The following is an 18,784-nucleotide window of genomic DNA, read 5'->3' as shown; positions in this document are numbered from 1 at the left end:
AAAAATGTATTAGAGTGTGTATATCTTAAAAGTTAACATTTTGGATAGTTACGGTTTTTGTCTTTTAGGTTTATATAAAACGAATATAAATGCGTAAAAAATAACTAAAATAAGAATCTAAAAACCAAAATATTAAAGTAATAATTAATTAAAAATCATGAGCCCCAAAAACATATTTGTTTATGGGGTTTTATAATTCTTACAATTTTACCTAGAACGCAGTAGCGAATATCCGTACTATAAAAAAAGTTATATATTGTAGGAAAATTAGTTTGTAATTTGCCTTGTATATATAATTAATAGAAATGGAAAAATCAGAATCTGGACAACCAATTTATAGGTATAATGAATCTCAAAAAAAAGAATTTGAAATAGCTTCCGGAGAATCTTCAATAAATAAAATATCTGACCACATAGAAAAACACATAGGAAAAATAGATATGGTTTTTCATGAATTAGTTTCAGACCAAGTTCATATAGATGTTCATTGGGTTAAGCCAACAAAAGAGTTTCCTTACCATACATTAGTAACATCAGGAATGAGTGATAAACCTATGGAAACTCCGGAGGGTGTTACTAACTGTGAATATGCAGAGTTGAGTATATGTTTACCTCAAGAGTGGAAAATTTCAGAGGAAGACTTTAAAGATGAAAAAAATTATTGGCCAATAAGACTACTAAAATATTTAGCAAGATTTCCGCATGAATATAGTACTTGGTTAGGTTACGGACATACAATTCCTAATGGAAACCCAGCTAAACCTTTCGCAGAAAATACTAAATTGAATACAACTATTTTATTGCCTTCTGTAATTTTTGGAGATGACTTTTTTACATTAAAATTAAAAAATAAATCAATTAACTTTTATGCACTAATTCCTTTATACCAAGAAGAGGTAAGCCTCAAGCTTAAAAAAGGAACTGAAGCATTATTTGATGGGTTTGATAAATTTAAAGTAAATGATATTGTTAGTGTGGATAGGCCTAACACCGCTAAAAGAAAAAAGATATTAGGAATATTTTAAATTCTAAAAATTAGAGTAAGTAAAGTGCTTTTTAATACAAAAAGCGATAAAAAAATATAACAGATATAATAGATAATTAATATGAAAAAAATTATACTAGTTTTAATTATGCTTCCTTTGTTGCTACAGGCTCAAACAGAAAGTTTAGATGCGCAAGAAACATTAAGTCAAAACACAGCTTTGGTAGAGCAGTTTGCACAATTAGCACCAATGGGTGTTAACCCTTATTTAACCGTTTTTTTAACATCGGTTTGCTCAAAAGTAGGTTTTCATAACGATTATGTAGGAACAAATCCTTTTTTTAGTAGTTGGATAGTTTTATGCTTATTTGGTATACTATTTTTCTTTACATCATTAGTAGGTACAGTTTTTAAAACCAATAAAGCTACTGCTACTATTGGTTTAGCAGACACATACCTTTCAAACAAAGCAGCTTTAATAATTAATGCAATAGTTATTTTAGCTCCAACATTTATTTCTAATGACCCAGTACATAATGAAGTTGTTTACCAGGCAGGGTTTTTATCAATTAGTTTTAAAACGTTATTAATTTTAGGTGTCTCTTTATATTTTTTAGTAGTTGTAATGGCGTTTAAGTTTTTTATAGATATTCTAATTTTTTTATCACCAATACCATTTATAGATGCTGTTTTAGAGATTGCAAAAATTGCTATTGCAGCAATTTTTATAATTATTAGTATTGTTAGTCCTATAACTTCGGTCATTATAGCAGTTGTAATGTTTTTAATTTCTTTATTTTTTTATAAACGATCAATAAGGCTAATTAATAAAACAAAATATTTAATTGTTTATCCTATACTAAATATATTTAAAAGCAAAGAAACAAAGTTAACAGACGGGAAAAACCTATCAATTTTGGTTTTAACTAATACTAAAATTGGTAAACTAAAAAAAGGAATAATTGTAAGGTTACAAGAAACTGATGAAGGAATTAAACTGGTAAAAAACCGTTTTTTATTAGCTAACATTATCCAAGATATAGATTTAAGTAATTTTCACTTTAAACAAAATCATTTAGATATAATTATGTCTAATGAAGATGGTGCTAATTCTCTAGTTTTAAACAGAACTTATCATAAATACTTAAGTGAATTATCAAAGAAATACAACATAGAAATACGTAGTAAAAAAGAGCTTAATTTAAACCTGAAAATGGGTTTTATTAAAAAAATTAAATCCTTTTTTAATAAGAGTGATATAGCAGAGTTAAAATCTGTAGCCAAATAAATTATATTTATTCACAAACCCTATTTTATTTTTTAATATAAAATCAAAAAATAAAACTAGATAAAATTAACATTGACTATTTAGTAAAACAAACTTTTGGTTTTTGCTTTCAACCAATACAACGGATTAAAAATAAAATTAGAACTATTTTTTTATAAAAAGATTTGGTGCATTTTATCTAAAAACTTCACCTTACTAAAAACACTATAGAAATTGTTTTATATTGTAGGAAAATTAATTAGTTTTTAAGGATAGAATATATGCAGGTAATAGAATACAATAAAAAAAAATTGGTTGAAAATGTAAAAATAAATTTTAAAGAAGTAATTAAAAAGTACAAGTTTTCAGTTAATCAAAACCTAGCAAAAAAAATAGACAATTCTAATGATACTTGTGTATATCTAGAAAATAGTTCATTAATTATCTGCTTAAATTTTAATGACTCTTATTCGTTTATAAACATTAGTCTTATATTTTATTTTAAAGAAAAGTCAGACTTTCTAGAACTTAAAGAGAAGCAAGCTCAATCCTTTTTAAAAATTGATGATAGTAGCTTAACAAATTGGGTTTCTGATTATAATGATGCTAATAATAGTGCCTACAAGGAAGGTATTTATGAAATGAAATTAACAAACGATATGTTAATGCATCATTACAGTGAATTACTAAATGGGACTATGAATAAAAATGAATATTTAAAATTTAGCCATAAACCAAAAAAATGGTTTATTCTTTATTTTACAACCAGATTACTAACAGCAGCTTCATTTGTTATTGCAGTTTCGGCGGGTAAAGAAAAGCTTTTTAGTATATATGAAGATGTATCAATTAAGGCAATTGTTATTTTATTATTTTTAAGTGGAATATCATATTACGTTTATTTAGTAATGTTAAAAAAAGTGGTTAAGACTAAATTTTACGATAAAAAAATAATAGAGTATCTAGAGCCTGTTGGCTATATAAATGCCATTGTATTTGCTTCTTTTTTTGCATACATACTTAATGATTCTAACAGTTTAAATAGTATTGCAATTTTAATTGTTTTAGGGGTCTTTTCTCTTTATGTTTTTTGCATCTTTAGATTATCGCAAATTAGAAAGTATTATTCTACATCTGTAAAGTAGACTTATACTTTTCTAAACCAATTCTTACTTATGAACTATAATGATTTTAAAAGTATTCTAAAAAAACTTCTAATGAAGTACTTTTTGGTAGCTTATTGCATAGAGACTTGTGTAATGATGAGCGCAGAGCCTATACAGAAGAAATACATAAAAGAGGTCTAGAGGAGCAATTAGCTGATGCTATAGAAGCTAATAATGCAAGAAAGGGAAGTGTAATAGACTCAGTTAAACAATTATCTAAGGAAGATTTGTTAAGCATAATACTTTACAATATAGATAAATTTACAGTAGAAGAGTTAACTGTTTTTAAGGATGAAGCAGTAATAAGAGGTTTGCAAAACGAATTGACAGATGCTTTAAATGAAAAAGAAAAAAGCGATAAAGAGTTTCAGGATAAACTTGCAAATAGTTCTGATAACATTGTAGATCTGATAAATAACTTTCAGGAACATATGTTTGAAGTTGCACCAGAATTAAAAGAGAAAGTAGAAAAAGCAGAAAAGAAGTTTAAAGCCAACAGAATTGTTGGTATAGTATTATTACTTATAGGCCTATTATTGATATATAAAGCAGGAAATAGTATAGTTTCTTTTAGTGTAACTGCTATAGGTATTTTTTTATTTGCTAGAGGAGTTTTAAGGTAATTAACAGTCTTTTTTTAATGAAAGGCAATTTACAATAAAGGAATAATGCTATTATTGATACTAGTTTAATTTATTATTAAATCTTTTATTTACGATACAGATTATTATAGTAAGGCAAGTTTGTTTAAAAAATAATATTAATAGTAATATATAAATACAATTATAATTTATATTGCGGTAATCTAAATATTTATTTAAAATGAAAAAAATCCTACTTACAGCACTTACAGTATTTTTAGTTTCTTGTGCAGACAAAAAAGCAAAAACTGAAGACACTAAAACTACAGAAGTTACTTCTAATAAAACGGAAGAGACCAATGCAAAACAAGAACCATCTAAACCTCTAAATAAAGAAATAAGTTTAGGAAGCTACACCGGAAAAATAAACAACAATTTAGAGGTAGCCTTTAACTTAGATAATAAGGAAGGCCATATAAATGGGTTTTATTATTACAAAAAAATAGGTGTAGATATAAAAGTAGTAGGTACAGTTGTAGCAGATAGCTTACTTGCATACGAGCTAAATTATAAAAATGATACACTGGCTATTTTAAAAGGAAAAATTGAAGATTCTGGCATAAAAGGGGTTTGGGTAAATGCAGAAAACAAAAAAGAATACCCTTTAGTTTTAACACAAGCAGCTAAAAAAGTAACTCCGTTACCAGTAGACATACTGGGGGAATATTACAATGAGGTGTGCAACCTAACTCTTACGTTAACAAAGTCTAAAGGCGAGTACTACTACAGCTATAAATCTAAAGAACGAAATTTAAAAGGGAAGCTTAATTTTTATAGGGATGAAGGTTTATATATTAACCTAACAGAGATTGAATACGCTGAAGATTATTTTGATGTTGCTTTGCCTGAAGAGGATACCGAAAAAGAAAAAGAGTATGCAGCGCTAAAAAAAATAGGCAAGCGTACACTTGGTGTAGAGGGTCAATATAGTCCAGGAGAATTAACAATTCAGAATTACGGTAATGCAATGAATTATTATGTGAAGTTAAATGATTGCGGAGAAAAATACATTCATTTTAAAAAGAAGTAATATAACATTAAAAACAAATAATGAGGCAGTTGTTAATTACGTTACTTTTAATTTTGCTATTAAGTTGTGCTTTTGTAAATCAGCAAAAACAAGTCGAAACTACAAGTGAATGGAATAGATTTGAACTTACAGGTATAGCTAAATCTCTAAAAGAAAAAACATATAAGGCTAATTTTAGTAGTAGCGTAATTAAAGAAGATGAACTTAGTCTGTTAAATACCGTAATTGTTAGTTTTGATAGTTTAGGAAGGTTTACAAAATCTATTACTTTAAACGCAGAAAATAACAGAACTAGTAGCACAACAACTAAGTATACTAAAGATAAAAACTATGAATCTTTTCATTATAGCAAAGACAATATTTTACGCAACAAGAGCATAATAAAGTATGTGTCTGATTCTTTAATTTTAGAGGAATCTTTTGCTACTAATGGCGAGTTATTATTTTCTATTAGAGTTGAAAAGCAAAATGATAGGTTTTCTAAAGTAACTCTTGTAAACGGAGATAAAATAGATTCACATTTTTATTATTATACAGATGATAAATTTATTAAAAACGAAGTAGCCATAAATAAAAATAAGGATACTATATCTAATATAAAATACAAGTATTTAGCATTTGATAAAAATGGTAATTGGACCAAAAGATTGTCTGAAAATTCTCTTAATAAAAACGATATAGGTAAACTAGAAGTTAGGGAGATAAGTTATTAAGAGTGGTAAATAATTTTGTTATAAATATAGAATACACGCTTACGAATATTAATTGCCGCTTTAGTAGTTTGATTACTATTACTATTATTGGCTAAATAAATAGTAGACAGTATGACAAATTTGACATTAAATTTAAACGCAAAATTACAGCCAATGCACCGTCATGATTTAGAGGATGCATTACAAGAAATATTAGATACGTTAGACTTTAAGGCAGAAACTACTGGTGGAGGTACTTTACAAGCTCCAAACGGAGAAATAGAATCTTGTGATATTGAATTAAGTATTTCTGATAGTTCTGACGAGAATATAAAAAAAATTATTGAAGCGGTTGAAGCTATGTTAGCGCCTATTGGATCAAAATTAATTATATACCCAGAAGAAGAAAATAAGGATGTTAAAAACATTCCTTTAGGAAAACAAGAAGGTTTAGGACTGTATTTAAATAGTACAGATTTAGATGATGAAGTTTATCAAAACTGTGATGTAAATTATGTGTACGAGGAAATAGAGCGTTTATTGGGCGATTTTAAAACAGGACATATTGCTAGTTATTGGGAGGGCAAAGAAACAGCTCTTTATTTGTATGGAGAAAGTTTTAACGAGATGCATACTCGCATAAAACCCTTACTAGAAAGTTACCCATTATGCCAAAAATGTAGAGTAATTAAAATAGCCTGATAATTAAGTTTAGCAATTAGTTATAGCAATAAAAAAGGTAGTTTAACAAATTTTCTGTTGTTGACTACCTTTTTAGAATTTATTTAAAATCTAATTTATGCTTTAGACCATATTTTAGTATTAAGATCAAGTTCATTAATTAAGTCGGCAATAATATTTAATTCGTTTTGTATTTCTTCAACAGAATTTACTTTTATATGTTTTTCTTTAATAGTTATATTCTCAAACAAATCATTACTCATTGGCATTATTAAATATAGTTTGCCATTTTTTAATGTCATAGATAGTTTTTCGCCTAATTTTTTGTTTAATCGGTCTATAGCATCAATAATTTTAGGACTTAAAACATAGTATGCCATTTGTTCATTGGTAGTGGTAATTTTATACTTTTTGTTAATAACGCTGTTTTCTACTCTAATAGTTTTAAGTTGGTCTTTAGCAAACATTTTTTTACTAAACTTTTTTCTGGTTTTAATGTTTACAGTACCTTCAAAATTTTTGTGAAAATCAGCAAATAAAAAAAGACCTCTAAAATTTGTTTGTTTGCCATACAAAAATGCCCTCTCATCTACTTTAGTCTTATCTATTGTTTTGGGAGTGTTATTGGAGTTGTTTACTGGCTCAATAGATTCAGCCATATTTTCTAGTCCATCAAAAACAGGTGTCGGAATTTCTGGTAAAAGAGCTACAGGCAAAATTAAAGCTAAAACAAGTATGCCCCAACCCAAATTAGTCATCCCTTCTGATTTGTAATACAACTCACAAAACTCAAAATCTACATCTTTAATTTTACCTGAAAAATAATCATCTCCGAAAAACCATCTTTCTTTTAAATCGTCTAAAACTTTTGGAGAAAAAAAGGAAGATTCTATAATTTTTTCTTCATCAATCATTCCATCAAACTGGTAATTTATATTGCTGTATTTAGACGCAATTATTTGTGGTAAAATATTTATTTTAAATTCTCTGCGATAGATATTAGTGTTTTTAAACCTTTGTTTTTGTTTAGTGTAAGACTTAAAAATTACTATTGCAATAACAGTAGCTACTATAGAGTAGGTAAAAGTTATAAAAGTCAAACTTCCTATAAAATCATTGTCAAATGTTAATATGGAAACAATTAAATATATTAACAAACAGATAATAAATACAAAAAAAGTAAATACAGAGGAAAGCATTAAAATTATAGGTATAATAATTGAAATGTTAGAAGGAGGTTTAACAAATTTAGCTTTTGCTTTTACCTTGTTAAAGTGTTCTGTAAATTGGTTCATATTACAACAGGTTGTTTATGTTAGGGTTTTCTCTTTCTTGCTCATCAGAAATAATTTTTAAATAAATTTCTTCTTTAAACCCAAAAATTGAGGCAATTATATTACTTGGAAAAGTAGAGATAGCGTCATTGTAGGTTAGTACAGAGTTGTTATATGCTCTTTGTGAAGCTGAAATTTGTTCTGCAAACTCATTTATAGATCGTTGTAAGTGAATAACAGAATCGTTAGATTTTAATTCTGGATAATTCTCAAAACTGATTGATAAATTACCAAGTAATTTAGAAAGTTGATTTTCTACTGCTATTTTTTCAGAACCAGTTGTAGTGGTGTAGTTGCTTCTTAGCTTAGTAATTTTTGTATGAATCTCATTTTCGTGGCTTAAGTACTTTTTTACAGTAGTTGCTATATTGGGTAAAGCTTCAAACCTTTTTTTAAGTTGTACGTCTATGTTTTGTTTAGAAAATTTAATGTGGTTTTTATATTTAACTATTCTATTGTAAGTCCAAATCATTATATTAAAATATTAGTTGTGCTATTCTGTTTAATTTTTTCAGTTAGTTTAGTTTTAAAATAAATTGTCAATTTATAAAACCTACTTAGATTGCACAACAATAATTATAAGAAGTTTCTTTCTTTTTGGTTAAGAATAAACAATTATAGTTCTTCTACAATTATGATTATAACTTTAATTTAAGCAACATTGTTTTTAGCTTTATTAAGCGCAGCAAACAGTATTGTTTAAATATATAACAGACGCTTACGAATATTAATTGCTATTTTGGTAATTGCTTTGCTATTGTTAGTATTGGTATTCGTTAAAAAATATATTTAAAAAAATACATTTCTCAAATGATTAAAAAAAGCATTCTTTTATTGTGTTTCATTTTTTGTGTTAGCTGCAAGAGCGCACAACATAAATTTCCTTCTTTTGATGATGTAGTAACTACGTTCTTTACAAGTTATGATCTACGGAAGGAGCAGGGTACAGATGAGATTAGATTTGTTAAAAAACAAGAGGGTTACTATATTCAAGAGTATAATTATGATACTAATGATTATAAAAAAACAACTTTGTTCTGGAGTGCTTCTAACAATACATACCAAGAGTTAAATTTTCCTAAAGGTAAAGCGTTAAATGCCGAGTATGCTAATTATCATTTAACTTATTACTATAAAGAAAGATTTAATGTGTTGCCTTATTATGGTTATGTGGGTTGGGCTAAAGATGTTATTGCTTTTTTAGAGCACAAAAAGGACTTAACAGATTTAGAATACTATGCTTTAGGAAGAGCATACAGTGCCAGTGCAAGTCATTTATTAAACAATAGTTATGAATTTGGAGATACTAAAGAACAATTTAAATTTTTAGAATCTGGTAAAAATCAATTTACAAAAGAGCAGCTTAAAACATATATTAATTATGAAGAAAAGGCTATAGAAAATTATACCATACTTTGTCAAAAAAATCCAGATTATCCAACAGTTGTAGGTACCATTTGTAATAAATTAGATAACGAGTATGTTGATGCTTATTTAAACCTTAGTATTTACCAAAACCAGGTAGAGGCTTTAGCATTTTTGCCAGATGGTTTGTACACAGATTTTGTTATGGATTATGCAAAGAACTATTTAAACTCTTTAGAACCTAATGCTATTTTATTTACCACAGGAGATAATGATACATTTCCGTTTATGTACGCACAAGCAAAGCTAAAACACCGCCAAGACGTTGCTATTGTAAATACAAGTTTACTAAACCAAAATAGTTATGTAAACCATTTAAGAGATGATATGGTTTTGGCTTCATCACCAATTAGGCTTACACTAAAACCAGATGCATATGCAAAAGAGAATTTGTCTTATGTGGTTTTCGATAAGGATAAAAATGATAATAAGTATTTAGATTTAAAAAGTACACTACAACTAATAAATGCAAAAGACTCATCTGTAGTTTATAAAAAAGCAAAAGAGAATGCTAAATTGTCTACAAATAAAATAGCTATTGCTATAAATCAAGATACCTTAAAACTTAAGTATAAAACAAATTATATAGTTAAGGGAGAATTACTTGCGTTAGATATTATAGCGTCAAATATAAAAACAAGACCTGTTTACTGTACATTTAATGAGTTGCCTGTAGTGTCTAACTATTTAGAGAAATCTGGTTTTGCATATAAAATAACAGCTAATCCTAAAAACAAAATAGAAAATGATAATTATGTAGCAGGTATAGATGCAGATAAAACCTATGCTATTTTAGTAGATGAGTTTCAATATCATAAAAACACTAAAAATAGCTCAAAAACTGAGCTTTCTGTTTTAATAAATTATACATCTTCTTTTGAAACCCTCACTAATCATTACAAAGAAACAGGAGATATTAAAAGATGTAAAGAGGTGCTAGATGCATTTACAAATTTTTATCCAAAAGACCTTTACGCAGATATTAGTTTTATGATTTCATCTATTGCAAAAAATGCGTATGCCATAAAAGATTTTAAAAATGGAGATCTTATGGTTGAAAATCTTATTGAAAATTTAGAGCGTATAAAAAGAAATAACAAAGAGAGTACAACTTCTACCAAAACAGCAGCCTTAAGAAAATTAATTTTTGGAGATGAGGTTAACAATAAATTAGATAAAAATGATCTAGAGCTTTATTTGTATATCATTACAGAAATATCAAATACAGAAGAGGTAAATACTAATTTAACTTCTCGTTTGTATGCATTAAAAAAGTATTTTATGGAGCAGCTTAGTCAGTTTTAAGAATAAGTTTATAGCAGAGTAAGTAGTTAATTTTAGAACTATGCTTATAAAAAAGATACAAATACAAAGTTATTCAGGTATACTTTTAGCTGTGCTTTACGGAGTTGTTTTAAGAGTTTTAAAAGAGAGTTTTGATGTTTCTATTGAGAACTTTATATTCACTTTTGTTGCACCTGTTATTATAAGTTTAATACCTGTTTGTTATGCAACTACGGGTATATATAGATCTAAACTAAAACTTTTTTTTTACCCTTTTTTTTCGACACTATTATTTTTAATAATATGCTCTGTAAGTAATTGGAAAGATTTTTCTGTGTTTTTACTTTTAGGATTGCCATTCTATATAATTACAGGCGTGGTTGGCATACTGCTAGGCGGAGTTATTAAAGAGTAGAACTCAAAAGGACTTAAATAACCAGTTTAAATATACAACACACCCTTACGAATATTAATTGCCGCTATGTTGACTTAAAAAGTCTACTTATTATTGTTTTAATTAGAATTGATAGGTGTTACCCTAGACATTTAAAAACAATTAGTTAAATGAAGAATAGCATACTTTGTATACTGCTTTTATTATTACTTTCTTGTGGTAATAAAGGAAAAGAAGAAGTTATAGAAACAGAAAAACAAGAAGCTAATTATAGTGTAAAGTTGACTGATACTTTACTAATTAATAAAGACTTTACAATATCTTATTTAAAAATTGACACTTTAACCTACTCAGGTTTTAAAAAGAAAAACCAAGTAGCTTTTACAGAAACTAAACATGGTAGTTTAAGCTGTGGAAATTCTAGTCCAATGTGGAGCTCTAGTACTACTATTAAAAATGATACTTTAGGTATAGAATTAAATTTTAATAAAAGCTGGGTAGAAAGTACACCAGAACCTAAAGAGCAAGTATTAACTAACATAAAATTAGACAATGCAAAAGCAAAGTTTTATAACGGAATTATACTAGGTAAGTCTAACATAGTAGAAGTAAAAGAAAAACTGGGAAAACCTATTAGTGAAAGTAACTATTCATTGGAATATTGTTTTAAAAAAACTAGAATATTGTTTCTTTATAATGAATTAGGTGTTGTAAATTATATTACAATGTTTAAAGCATATCAAGAGTGTAAACCACAAGATAGTTTGGTATTTAAGTAAAGAAATAGATGTTTTTAACTAATTTATAAAATATGAAACAGATACTAATTTTATGTTTGTTATTAATTTCTTCAGTTTGTTTTTCTCAAGTAGATAAACCTAAACAAAATTTAATACCCGTTGCAGTAGATAGTATTCAGTTTTCAATTTGGAATATACAGTCTAAAGAAATGTCTACTCCAGGAACAAAAGTTAAGGAATACAAAAAAGAATTAGGTTATGCTTTTTTAAGTAAAAAAGACCAAGATATATTTATAAGAAAGCTGAAAAGGCCAGAATCATACGATCAATCTAGAGCATTGTTGCATCATTACAATTTAGTGTTTCTAATGTATTACAAAGGTAAAATAGCAGCTCAAGTACGTATTTCTTCAATTACAGGAAATATAGATGTAGAAGATGTTCAAAATAAAAATAACTATAAAAGTAGCTGTTCTAAACAAATGGGGAAGTATTTAATTTTCTTGCTTAAAAAGTATGAGCTAGTGAAACTTATAGATGAGGTAAATTTAGAAGGACTATCAATTTAAATAAAAAAGAATTACAATGAATAATATAAAAACCAGAGGTCTAAAAAAAATTGTAATGGTATTTGTATGCTTGTTTCTTTTTCAGAATACCTATAGCCAATCAAAAATTTATTTTGATAAGAATTGGAAACAAACAACCAAGGATAAAGCTGAATTTTATAGGCTTGTAACCAAAAAAAACGATTCTCTTTTTCACGTAAAAGACTATTTTATAAATGGTGTGCTACAAATGAACGGTCATTTTTCTAACCTAGAAAAAGAAGTTATGGAAGGTAAAATTACCTTTTATGATGAAAAAGGAAGAAAAACAAATACAGCTAACTATGTCAACGGAATATTAGAAGGAAAAACTACGGTTTATTTAAAAAACGGTAAAATAGAATATACTAGTGAATATAAAAATGGCGATGTATACAATGGTATATATAAGGCTGCAACAGTTAAATATTTGTATAAAAATGGTGTAACGGCCAAGAGAATAGAATTTTTGTCACCAAACGATTTTTACCCTTTAGCTACAACAGTATATGGTAAAGAAAAGGATAGCGTGTATTGGTACACTAGTAAGGGCAATAAAATAGGATTTGGTATATATAAAGATAATGAACCTATAAATGGATTAGATATTAAAAAGAGTTGGTTACAAGTTACACATACCCATTACAAGGACAAAAAAAAAGACGGAGTACAAAGCATATTTTATGAAGGTGAATTAATAACAGAAAATACATTTGTAAATGATGTTCTTACCCTAAAAAAAAGTTTAAATCCGTTTACGGGTAAATTTGTGACGTGTAAATACAAAAATAATAAACCGTTTCAAGGACATTATTTTGTGTATCATATTACACAAGATTATTATGATGAATATGTTTATGATACAGGAAAAATTAACTCATACAAAAAATATAAGAGCACAAACGGTGTAATAAAATCTAAGGATGTAAAATAATATTTAAACCTATAAGAACCGCTTGGCTAATTTAATATGATAAATTATAGACCTCTAAAATATACACTACTATTACTACTATGCGCTGCTTGTACTTTTTCTAAAGGTCAAGAAAAACAAGAACAGAACAAGCAAAAACAAGAGCAAGTAAAAGAGCAGGTTGTGCCTATCCTAAGTAAAGAGCAAGAGGTTAAAAATATATTTAAAAGTAAAACAGACTATATAGCAACTAATTTTAATTTCCCTGTTGGTAAACCAAATGCAAAAGGGTATTACAATGCGCAAGTATTTGGAGAAAATAACCATTTAGGAGACGACTGGAATGCCGTTACTGGTGGCAACACAGACCTAGGAGATCCCATTTATTCCATAGCAAATGGCTATGTAAACTTTGCAGAAGATATAGGAGGTGGTTGGGGAAAAATAATAAGAGTATGGCACCTTAAAGCAGATGGTAAAATAGTAGAGTCGTTATACGCACACTGCAATACTATTATAGTTAAAAAAGGGGAGTTTGCTAAAAAAGGACAAAAAATAGCAACAATTGGCAATGCAGATGGTCAATATTTAGCGCACTTACATTTAGAGGTAAGAGAAGATATAAATTTACCAGTAGGCCCAGGATATTCAAATACTAAAAAAGGCTATTTAGATCCAACTAAATTTATAAATAAAAATAGGTAAGTGTAATTTGTTTGCCAGTTACATATATAATTCTTTTTTGTTGTAAATGTCTGATATGTAGTGTTATGCTAAATGTTAAGATGATAAAATATTAATGTTAAACTATAAGTAAAAACATATTTAAAGTAGGTAAATGACTACATTTGATGTCCCAATCATTTAAAACCTACTTTAATGAAACATTCAAAATTTAAGTTTACCTATGTAGTTGTATTAGCATCATTACTAATTAGTAGCTGTACAACAGACGATTCTAGTCAAGTTTATGAGCCTAACAATCCGCAAACAATAGTTATAAACGGAGAACTAGACGTAAAAAGTTATAACCAAGACAATCACGGATCTCATAAGCACATTTCTAAATCTCAAAAAACAGAGAGTTTTATGGAAACCTTTGAGTCTGCCTCTAAGGGTAGTTACGCAGCCAATACTGTTAATATACCTTCTTCTGGTATATGGTATTTAAACGATGCGCTTATTGGTTCATTAGCAAACGACAGAAAATATGGTAGTAAATCTATACGCATTAGAAATAATGGTTATGCTGTAATGAATTTTAATATGGATAATGGCGCAAGTACTGTTCGTATACGCCACGCTGTTTATGGTACCAACGGTGCTTCAGACTGGAGGCTAATGGCGTCTTATGATAATGGAGCCTCTTGGTACTTAGTAGGAGCAACAGTTACATCAAACTCAACCACATTAAATACAGTTACATTTCAGGTTAACGATACCACAAGTGTACGCTACGGAATTTTTAAAATATCTGGTGGTAGTAGCAGAATTAATATAGATAATATAGAAATAGATGCAGCTCCACTAAATAATACAAACCCAGATATAGATAGTAATATCACTTTTGGTAACCCATCTAATGCAGCAAGTACAGCCAATAACTATTTTTTGTCTAAACCAGATTTTGCATTGTCATATAACAATAGTAACGGAACCCCAAATTGGGTTAGTTGGCATTTAAGCACAGCTTGGACAGGAACAGCAACACGTTGTAACTGTTTTAAATCAGATCAAGATTTACCAAGTAGTTTTTTTAAAGCAACCAGTAGCGACTATACAAATTCTGGTTTTGACCGTGGTCATATTTGTCCGTCAGCAGATAGAAACGGAGATCCAGATTCTAATGAAAGTACTTATTACATGACAAACATAGCACCGCAAGCACCAGACAATAACAGAAAGTCATGGGCTAATTTCGAGAATTATTTAAGAACCTTAATACAAAACGGAAACGAGATACACATTATAGCAGGAGTTACAGGCACTGGAGGTATAGGTAGTAATGGTTATTTTACTACAATTTCTAACGGAGAAATAACAGTTCCAGATTCTTTTTGGAAAGTAGCATTAATATTGCCAAACGGCACCAATGACATAAACCGTGTAACAACATCAACCAGAGTAATAGCCATTAATGTACCTAACAACCAATATATTAGTACAGACTGGACACAGTTTTTAACTACAGTAGACAATATAGAGCAGCTAACAGGGTATGATATTCTAGAGAACATTCCAGACGCAATAGAAAATGTATTAGAAGCAACAGTAGACAACGAACCTATTAGTTAATAGTAAAATACAGTTATTAAAATAAAAAAACCTGCTCAATTAAACGAGCAGGTTTTTAAGTTTTTACAACCTAATTGTTGTTGTGGAGCCGGAGGGATTCGAACCCTCGTCCAAACAAGTAATTAAAGAGCTTTCTACACGCTTATTCTTTTCTTGGGTTTTCGTTTATAAGCTGGTTAAAGACAACCCACTTATAACTTATCTTCTTTAGTTTCAAAAAGGCATCAAAGCGCTACCTAATCTATATTGACATTTACGATGCCTCAAAATGGAACGCCGTCAACAAAGGCTTTCCGGAGACATAAAGCTTGTACACCTTGTGTACCTAGGCCAATCTTACTATAATTCAGATTATGCAGCTAAAGCGTAGTTATTCTCGCCGTTTAAAAATTTGGTCTAGCCTTTAACGTGTTTCAATGCCATTACACGACGTGCTTACCGTTCAATTAGTCTCGCTGTCAAAACCAGTCGGCCCCAATTTTAAGTAATTATTATGGCGTTTTAACGGGCTATTCGCTATATTTTTTTAAGTTCTAAAAAATGAAGAACTTAAAAAAGATGTCGCTACTATCCCTAACGCGGTCGGCAAAGGTAGTTCAAAAAGTATTCCAAAAAAAGTTTTGCTTGTCATCTTGTCATATGTTACATTTACAACTATACTTAAAGTTTAAGTTACAAAACAATTTTCTATGAAATTCGGAATTATTAAAGAACGCAAAAACCCGCCAGACCGTCGAGTAGTGCTATCACCACAAGCCTGTAAAAAAGTAAATACTACTTACCCACAAGCCCAAGTATTGGTAGAACCGTCAGACATTAGGGTTTATAAAGATTCAGAATACACAGATAATAATGTAACCGTAACGCAAGAAATGGAAAATTGTGATGTGTTAATTGGTGTAAAAGAAGTACCAATAGACGCATTAATACCAAATAAAAAATATTTTTTCTTTTCGCACACCATCAAAAAGCAGCCTTACAACAGAAACTTACTAAAAGCAATTTTAGACAAAAACATAGAGTTTTATGATCATGAGGTTATTGTAAGCAATAAAAAAACACGTTTAGTTGCATTTGGTAGGTACGCAGGTATTGTTGGCGCTTACAACGGTTTTAGAGCCTATGGTCTAAAGTACGGTACATTTGCATTGCCAAAAGCCGAAACCTTAAAAGATCAAGCAGAATTAATATCAGAATTAAAAAAAATTAAACTTCCCAATATAAAAATACTACTAACAGGTAAAGGTCGTGTAGGTAACGGAGCTAAAGAAATGTTAGACGGTATGGGCTTAGAACAAGTAAGCTTAAAAGAATACTTAAAAAATGATTTTAATATACCTGTATATTGCCAAATAGACGTTTTAGATTATAACACACGTAAAGATGGTGAACGTAGTAATAAACAAGAGTTTTTTGCAGATCCATCAGAATATAAATCTAACTTTTTTAGGTTTGCCAAAGTAACAGATTTTTACATAGCTGGCCATTTTTATGGAGACGGAGCACCATATTTGTTTACAAGAGAAGATGCCAAGCAACCAGATTTTAAAATTAAAGTAGTTGCAGACGTTAGTTGTGATATTAATGGTCCTGTAGCATCTACAATAAAAGCATCTACTATTGCAGATCCTGTATATGGGTATAACCCCAACACAGAGCAAGAAACAGATTATAAAGATCCTAACGCTATTGCAGTAATGGCAGTAGATAATTTACCGTGCGAGTTGCCAAGAGATGCAAGCGTAGGTTTTGGAGAATCTTTTATAAAACACGTTATCCCCGCCTTTTTTAATAACGATAAAGACGGAGTGTTAGAACGTGCTAGAATGACAAAAGATGGCAAGTTAACCGATAGGTTTTCTTATCTACAAGACTATGTAGATGGTACAGATTAACTTATTTTTTTATAATTAGTTTAGACTGTAACGTCCAAAATAAAATATATAGCAAGCCACCAAAAGCAAAAGTCATTGCCCATACGTTGTAATTGGTTAAACTGTGTGCAATATTGTACAATAGTACCTGTGGTTTGGTAAATAAATCCCAAGAGTTAAAACGCAAAAACCTACCTAGGTATATGCCGTAACCACAAAGTAGGCATAAGTATATCATAAAAAAATTGGCGTTTTTAGTGTTGTATTTGCTTTTAAGTACATGGTAAACATCTATCATAGAAAATAACCCAAGTAATAGACCAATAATTGCGTACACAAAAACTAGAAGCAAATCTAACCATACCATTATAGAGTTTTCATTTTGCAAGTGCACTAAATCTGTAATAATATATGGGCTATTAGGTAAAAATAGCATCCACATTGCAAAAAATCCTAATTGCAGTATTTTATTACCATTACTATTGTTTAGGTACTTTAATAGCTGAGAAAATAAATAGGGTAAACCAGCCAAAAATAAGTTCCACACTAAAAAAGTAAAAAATAAAGAACCTGTAATTTTTATACGTACCGCTAAAATTAAAAAGGCAAAACTTATTGCGGCTAATAAGCTAAAATTTGATTTTATAAATAAAATTAATTTCTGTTTCATATTTATGATATTAAAAAGGTTGTTTTAATTTTTTGTATTGGTAAATGCAGCATTTTTAAAAAATCTAGTTGATGAAATTGTAATGCCTTGCTGCCTTTATAGTATGCTTTTTTAAATGTTTTAAAATAATCTGGGTAGAGTAGTAGTCCTAAAAAAACAACAGAGTATAAATACAAACTGCGTTTGCCATTACCCATAAGATAAAACTGCATACTTACTTCTTCTGGCACTGTAATACCTGTATTTGTTAGTACATGAAACACATCATGACTTTCTAATTTGTCTTGTAATTCAAAATTATGTTTGGTTATAAAAAGTCCCAAACCATTACCTAAAGTGTCTTTAGGATAGTTTAGTAATGTGCTAATTTTTATGTTCCAAGCATTGTTTTTCTTTAAAAACTTTTGGTAGGGTATTTTACTCCAATCATATAATTTTTCTAACAGTAATGCTCTCATAGTTGTTTGTTTAAAGTACTTTGTATTTCAAAGTAAAAATGCAAAAAAATAGAATCGTTATTTTCCTATTAATTTTTCTAGTGCGTTAATATGTTTTTTAAACTCTAGCTTGCCTAAGTTTGTTGCAGAATATCTAGTGTTTGGTTTTCTTCCTATAAACTGTTTTTCTACTTTAATATATGCTACTTTTTCTAACGCTTTTGTGTGGCTTGCAATATTACCATCTGTAGCGCCTAGCAATTCTTTAAGCATATTAAAATCGGCATAATCATTCACCATTAAAATAGACATAATGCCTAGCCTAATACGGTGATCAAATGCTTTGTTAATATTATTTATAATACTCAT

20 protein-coding genes and 1 other RNA gene are annotated in these 18,784 nt (G+C 28.8%); 15 read left to right on the top strand and 6 right to left on the bottom strand.

What is annotated here, in order from left to right; translation table 11 throughout:
- Positions 1 to 305: 305 nt before the first annotated feature.
- The 7 genes from Q4487_RS05155 (at position 306) to Q4487_RS05125 (ending at position 6,483) form a co-directional block, all read left to right on the top strand.
- Positions 306 to 1,025 (top strand): suppressor of fused domain protein, encoded by a 720-nt coding sequence (locus Q4487_RS05155; RefSeq protein ID WP_303541143.1) that lies wholly within the window; start codon positions 306 to 308, stop codon positions 1,023 to 1,025.
- An 81-nt stretch (positions 1,026 to 1,106) separates the two neighbouring features.
- Positions 1,107 to 2,273, top strand: a complete 1,167-nt coding sequence (locus tag Q4487_RS05150) for a hypothetical protein (protein WP_303541145.1) — start codon at positions 1,107 to 1,109, stop codon at positions 2,271 to 2,273.
- A gap of 260 nt (positions 2,274 to 2,533) precedes the next feature.
- Positions 2,534 to 3,397, top strand: coding sequence for a hypothetical protein (locus Q4487_RS05145; protein ID WP_303541147.1), 864 nt, complete (start codon positions 2,534 to 2,536; stop codon positions 3,395 to 3,397).
- Between the two features lie 95 nt (positions 3,398 to 3,492).
- Positions 3,493 to 4,041 carry a hypothetical protein gene (locus tag Q4487_RS05140; RefSeq protein ID WP_303541149.1) on the top strand — a complete coding sequence of 183 codons (549 nt, stop codon included), beginning with the start codon at positions 3,493 to 3,495 and terminating at the stop codon, positions 4,039 to 4,041.
- A 199-nt stretch (positions 4,042 to 4,240) separates the two neighbouring features.
- Positions 4,241 to 5,089: a hypothetical protein gene (locus Q4487_RS05135; protein WP_303541151.1), complete on the top strand. Its 849-nt coding sequence runs from the start codon at positions 4,241 to 4,243 to the stop codon at positions 5,087 to 5,089.
- 20 nt (positions 5,090 to 5,109) lie between these two features.
- Positions 5,110 to 5,802, top strand: a complete 693-nt coding sequence (locus tag Q4487_RS05130; protein WP_303541153.1) for a hypothetical protein — start codon at positions 5,110 to 5,112, stop codon at positions 5,800 to 5,802.
- Between the two features lie 111 nt (positions 5,803 to 5,913).
- Positions 5,914 to 6,483, top strand: coding sequence for a hypothetical protein (locus tag Q4487_RS05125; RefSeq protein ID WP_303541155.1), 570 nt, complete (start codon positions 5,914 to 5,916; stop codon positions 6,481 to 6,483).
- A gap of 95 nt (positions 6,484 to 6,578) precedes the next feature.
- Here Q4487_RS05125 and Q4487_RS05120 read toward each other — a convergent pair whose 3' ends face one another.
- Together Q4487_RS05120 and Q4487_RS05115 are read right to left on the bottom strand one after the other, a co-directional pair.
- A complete protein-coding gene (locus Q4487_RS05120) occupies positions 6,579 to 7,757 on the bottom strand; it encodes a DUF3137 domain-containing protein (protein WP_303541157.1) in 1,179 nt (392 codons plus the stop codon).
- A gap of 1 nt (position 7,758) precedes the next feature.
- Entirely contained in the window at positions 7,759 to 8,268 is a 510-nt protein-coding gene (locus Q4487_RS05115; RefSeq protein ID WP_303541159.1) for a LemA family protein, read from the bottom strand.
- Positions 8,269 to 8,606: 338 nt separating this feature from the next.
- Between Q4487_RS05115 and Q4487_RS05110 the strand changes: the two genes are divergently transcribed.
- The 7 genes from Q4487_RS05110 to Q4487_RS05080 all read left to right on the top strand — a co-directional run bounded on the left by Q4487_RS05110 (position 8,607) and on the right by Q4487_RS05080 (position 15,434).
- Complete coding sequence (locus Q4487_RS05110) at positions 8,607 to 10,526, top strand: hypothetical protein (protein WP_303541161.1); 1,920 nt, start codon at positions 8,607 to 8,609, stop codon at positions 10,524 to 10,526.
- 40 nt (positions 10,527 to 10,566) lie between these two features.
- Complete coding sequence (locus tag Q4487_RS05105) at positions 10,567 to 10,920, top strand: hypothetical protein (RefSeq protein WP_303541163.1); 354 nt, start codon at positions 10,567 to 10,569, stop codon at positions 10,918 to 10,920.
- A gap of 149 nt (positions 10,921 to 11,069) precedes the next feature.
- Positions 11,070 to 11,678 (top strand): hypothetical protein, encoded by a 609-nt coding sequence (locus tag Q4487_RS05100; RefSeq protein WP_303541167.1) that lies wholly within the window; start codon positions 11,070 to 11,072, stop codon positions 11,676 to 11,678.
- A 32-nt stretch (positions 11,679 to 11,710) separates the two neighbouring features.
- Positions 11,711 to 12,208, top strand: a complete 498-nt coding sequence (locus tag Q4487_RS05095; protein ID WP_303541169.1) for a hypothetical protein — start codon at positions 11,711 to 11,713, stop codon at positions 12,206 to 12,208.
- A 16-nt stretch (positions 12,209 to 12,224) separates the two neighbouring features.
- Positions 12,225 to 13,160: a hypothetical protein gene (locus Q4487_RS05090; protein ID WP_303541171.1), complete on the top strand. Its 936-nt coding sequence runs from the start codon at positions 12,225 to 12,227 to the stop codon at positions 13,158 to 13,160.
- 36 nt (positions 13,161 to 13,196) lie between these two features.
- Positions 13,197 to 13,844 carry a M23 family metallopeptidase gene (locus tag Q4487_RS05085; RefSeq protein ID WP_303541173.1) on the top strand — a complete coding sequence of 216 codons (648 nt, stop codon included), beginning with the start codon at positions 13,197 to 13,199 and terminating at the stop codon, positions 13,842 to 13,844.
- A 174-nt stretch (positions 13,845 to 14,018) separates the two neighbouring features.
- Complete coding sequence (locus tag Q4487_RS05080) at positions 14,019 to 15,434, top strand: DNA/RNA non-specific endonuclease (protein WP_303541175.1); 1,416 nt, start codon at positions 14,019 to 14,021, stop codon at positions 15,432 to 15,434.
- Between the two features lie 80 nt (positions 15,435 to 15,514).
- On the opposite strand, the gene ssrA is transcribed toward Q4487_RS05080, so the two are convergent.
- Positions 15,515 to 15,910, bottom strand: a transfer-messenger RNA (tmRNA) gene (gene ssrA / locus Q4487_RS05075).
- Positions 15,911 to 16,123: 213 nt separating this feature from the next.
- Between ssrA and Q4487_RS05070 the strand changes: the two genes are divergently transcribed.
- Positions 16,124 to 17,329, top strand: a complete 1,206-nt coding sequence (locus Q4487_RS05070) for an NAD(P)-dependent oxidoreductase (RefSeq protein ID WP_303541178.1) — start codon at positions 16,124 to 16,126, stop codon at positions 17,327 to 17,329.
- 1 nt (position 17,330) lies between these two features.
- On the opposite strand, the gene Q4487_RS05065 is transcribed toward Q4487_RS05070, so the two are convergent.
- From Q4487_RS05065 to Q4487_RS05055, 3 genes are read right to left on the bottom strand one after another with little or no spacing between them, the layout of a single operon-like run.
- Entirely contained in the window at positions 17,331 to 17,978 is a 648-nt protein-coding gene (locus Q4487_RS05065; protein ID WP_303541181.1) for a DUF1361 domain-containing protein, read from the bottom strand.
- 2 nt (positions 17,979 to 17,980) lie between these two features.
- Entirely contained in the window at positions 17,981 to 18,436 is a 456-nt protein-coding gene (locus Q4487_RS05060) for a hypothetical protein (RefSeq protein ID WP_303541183.1), read from the bottom strand.
- Positions 18,437 to 18,493: 57 nt separating this feature from the next.
- Complete coding sequence (locus Q4487_RS05055; protein ID WP_100896624.1) at positions 18,494 to 18,784, bottom strand: transcriptional regulator; 291 nt, start codon at positions 18,782 to 18,784, stop codon at positions 18,494 to 18,496.

The organism is Cellulophaga sp. 3_MG-2023 (assembly GCF_030546975.1).
Classification (GTDB): domain Bacteria; phylum Bacteroidota; class Bacteroidia; order Flavobacteriales; family Flavobacteriaceae; genus Cellulophaga.
This window is presented reverse-complemented; position numbering and strand designations above follow the sequence as displayed.

Bases quoted from the DNA above. Each gene is read 5' to 3' on its own strand.
- Q4487_RS05155 (WP_303541143.1), top strand. From the start codon at position 306: ATGGAAAAATCAGAATCTGGACAACCAATTTATAGGTATAATGAATCT.
- Q4487_RS05150 (WP_303541145.1), top strand. From the start codon at position 1,107: ATGAAAAAAATTATACTAGTTTTAATTATGCTTCCTTTGTTGCTACAG.
- Q4487_RS05145 (WP_303541147.1), top strand. From the start codon at position 2,534: ATGCAGGTAATAGAATACAATAAAAAAAAATTGGTTGAAAATGTAAAA.
- Q4487_RS05135 (WP_303541151.1), top strand. From the start codon at position 4,241: ATGAAAAAAATCCTACTTACAGCACTTACAGTATTTTTAGTTTCTTGT.
- Q4487_RS05130 (WP_303541153.1), top strand. From the start codon at position 5,110: ATGAGGCAGTTGTTAATTACGTTACTTTTAATTTTGCTATTAAGTTGT.
- Q4487_RS05125 (WP_303541155.1), top strand. From the start codon at position 5,914: ATGACAAATTTGACATTAAATTTAAACGCAAAATTACAGCCAATGCAC.
- Q4487_RS05120 (WP_303541157.1), bottom strand. From the start codon at position 7,757: ATGAACCAATTTACAGAACACTTTAACAAGGTAAAAGCAAAAGCTAAA.
- Q4487_RS05115 (WP_303541159.1), bottom strand. From the start codon at position 8,268: ATGATTTGGACTTACAATAGAATAGTTAAATATAAAAACCACATTAAA.
- Q4487_RS05110 (WP_303541161.1), top strand. From the start codon at position 8,607: ATGATTAAAAAAAGCATTCTTTTATTGTGTTTCATTTTTTGTGTTAGC.
- Q4487_RS05105 (WP_303541163.1), top strand. From the start codon at position 10,567: ATGCTTATAAAAAAGATACAAATACAAAGTTATTCAGGTATACTTTTA.
- Q4487_RS05100 (WP_303541167.1), top strand. From the start codon at position 11,070: ATGAAGAATAGCATACTTTGTATACTGCTTTTATTATTACTTTCTTGT.
- Q4487_RS05095 (WP_303541169.1), top strand. From the start codon at position 11,711: ATGAAACAGATACTAATTTTATGTTTGTTATTAATTTCTTCAGTTTGT.
- Q4487_RS05090 (WP_303541171.1), top strand. From the start codon at position 12,225: ATGAATAATATAAAAACCAGAGGTCTAAAAAAAATTGTAATGGTATTT.
- Q4487_RS05085 (WP_303541173.1), top strand. From the start codon at position 13,197: ATGATAAATTATAGACCTCTAAAATATACACTACTATTACTACTATGC.
- Q4487_RS05080 (WP_303541175.1), top strand. From the start codon at position 14,019: ATGAAACATTCAAAATTTAAGTTTACCTATGTAGTTGTATTAGCATCA.
- Q4487_RS05070 (WP_303541178.1), top strand. From the start codon at position 16,124: ATGAAATTCGGAATTATTAAAGAACGCAAAAACCCGCCAGACCGTCGA.
- Q4487_RS05065 (WP_303541181.1), bottom strand. From the start codon at position 17,978: ATGAAACAGAAATTAATTTTATTTATAAAATCAAATTTTAGCTTATTA.
- Q4487_RS05060 (WP_303541183.1), bottom strand. From the start codon at position 18,436: ATGAGAGCATTACTGTTAGAAAAATTATATGATTGGAGTAAAATACCC.
- Q4487_RS05055 (WP_100896624.1), bottom strand. From the start codon at position 18,784: ATGAGTATTATAAATAATATTAACAAAGCATTTGATCACCGTATTAGG.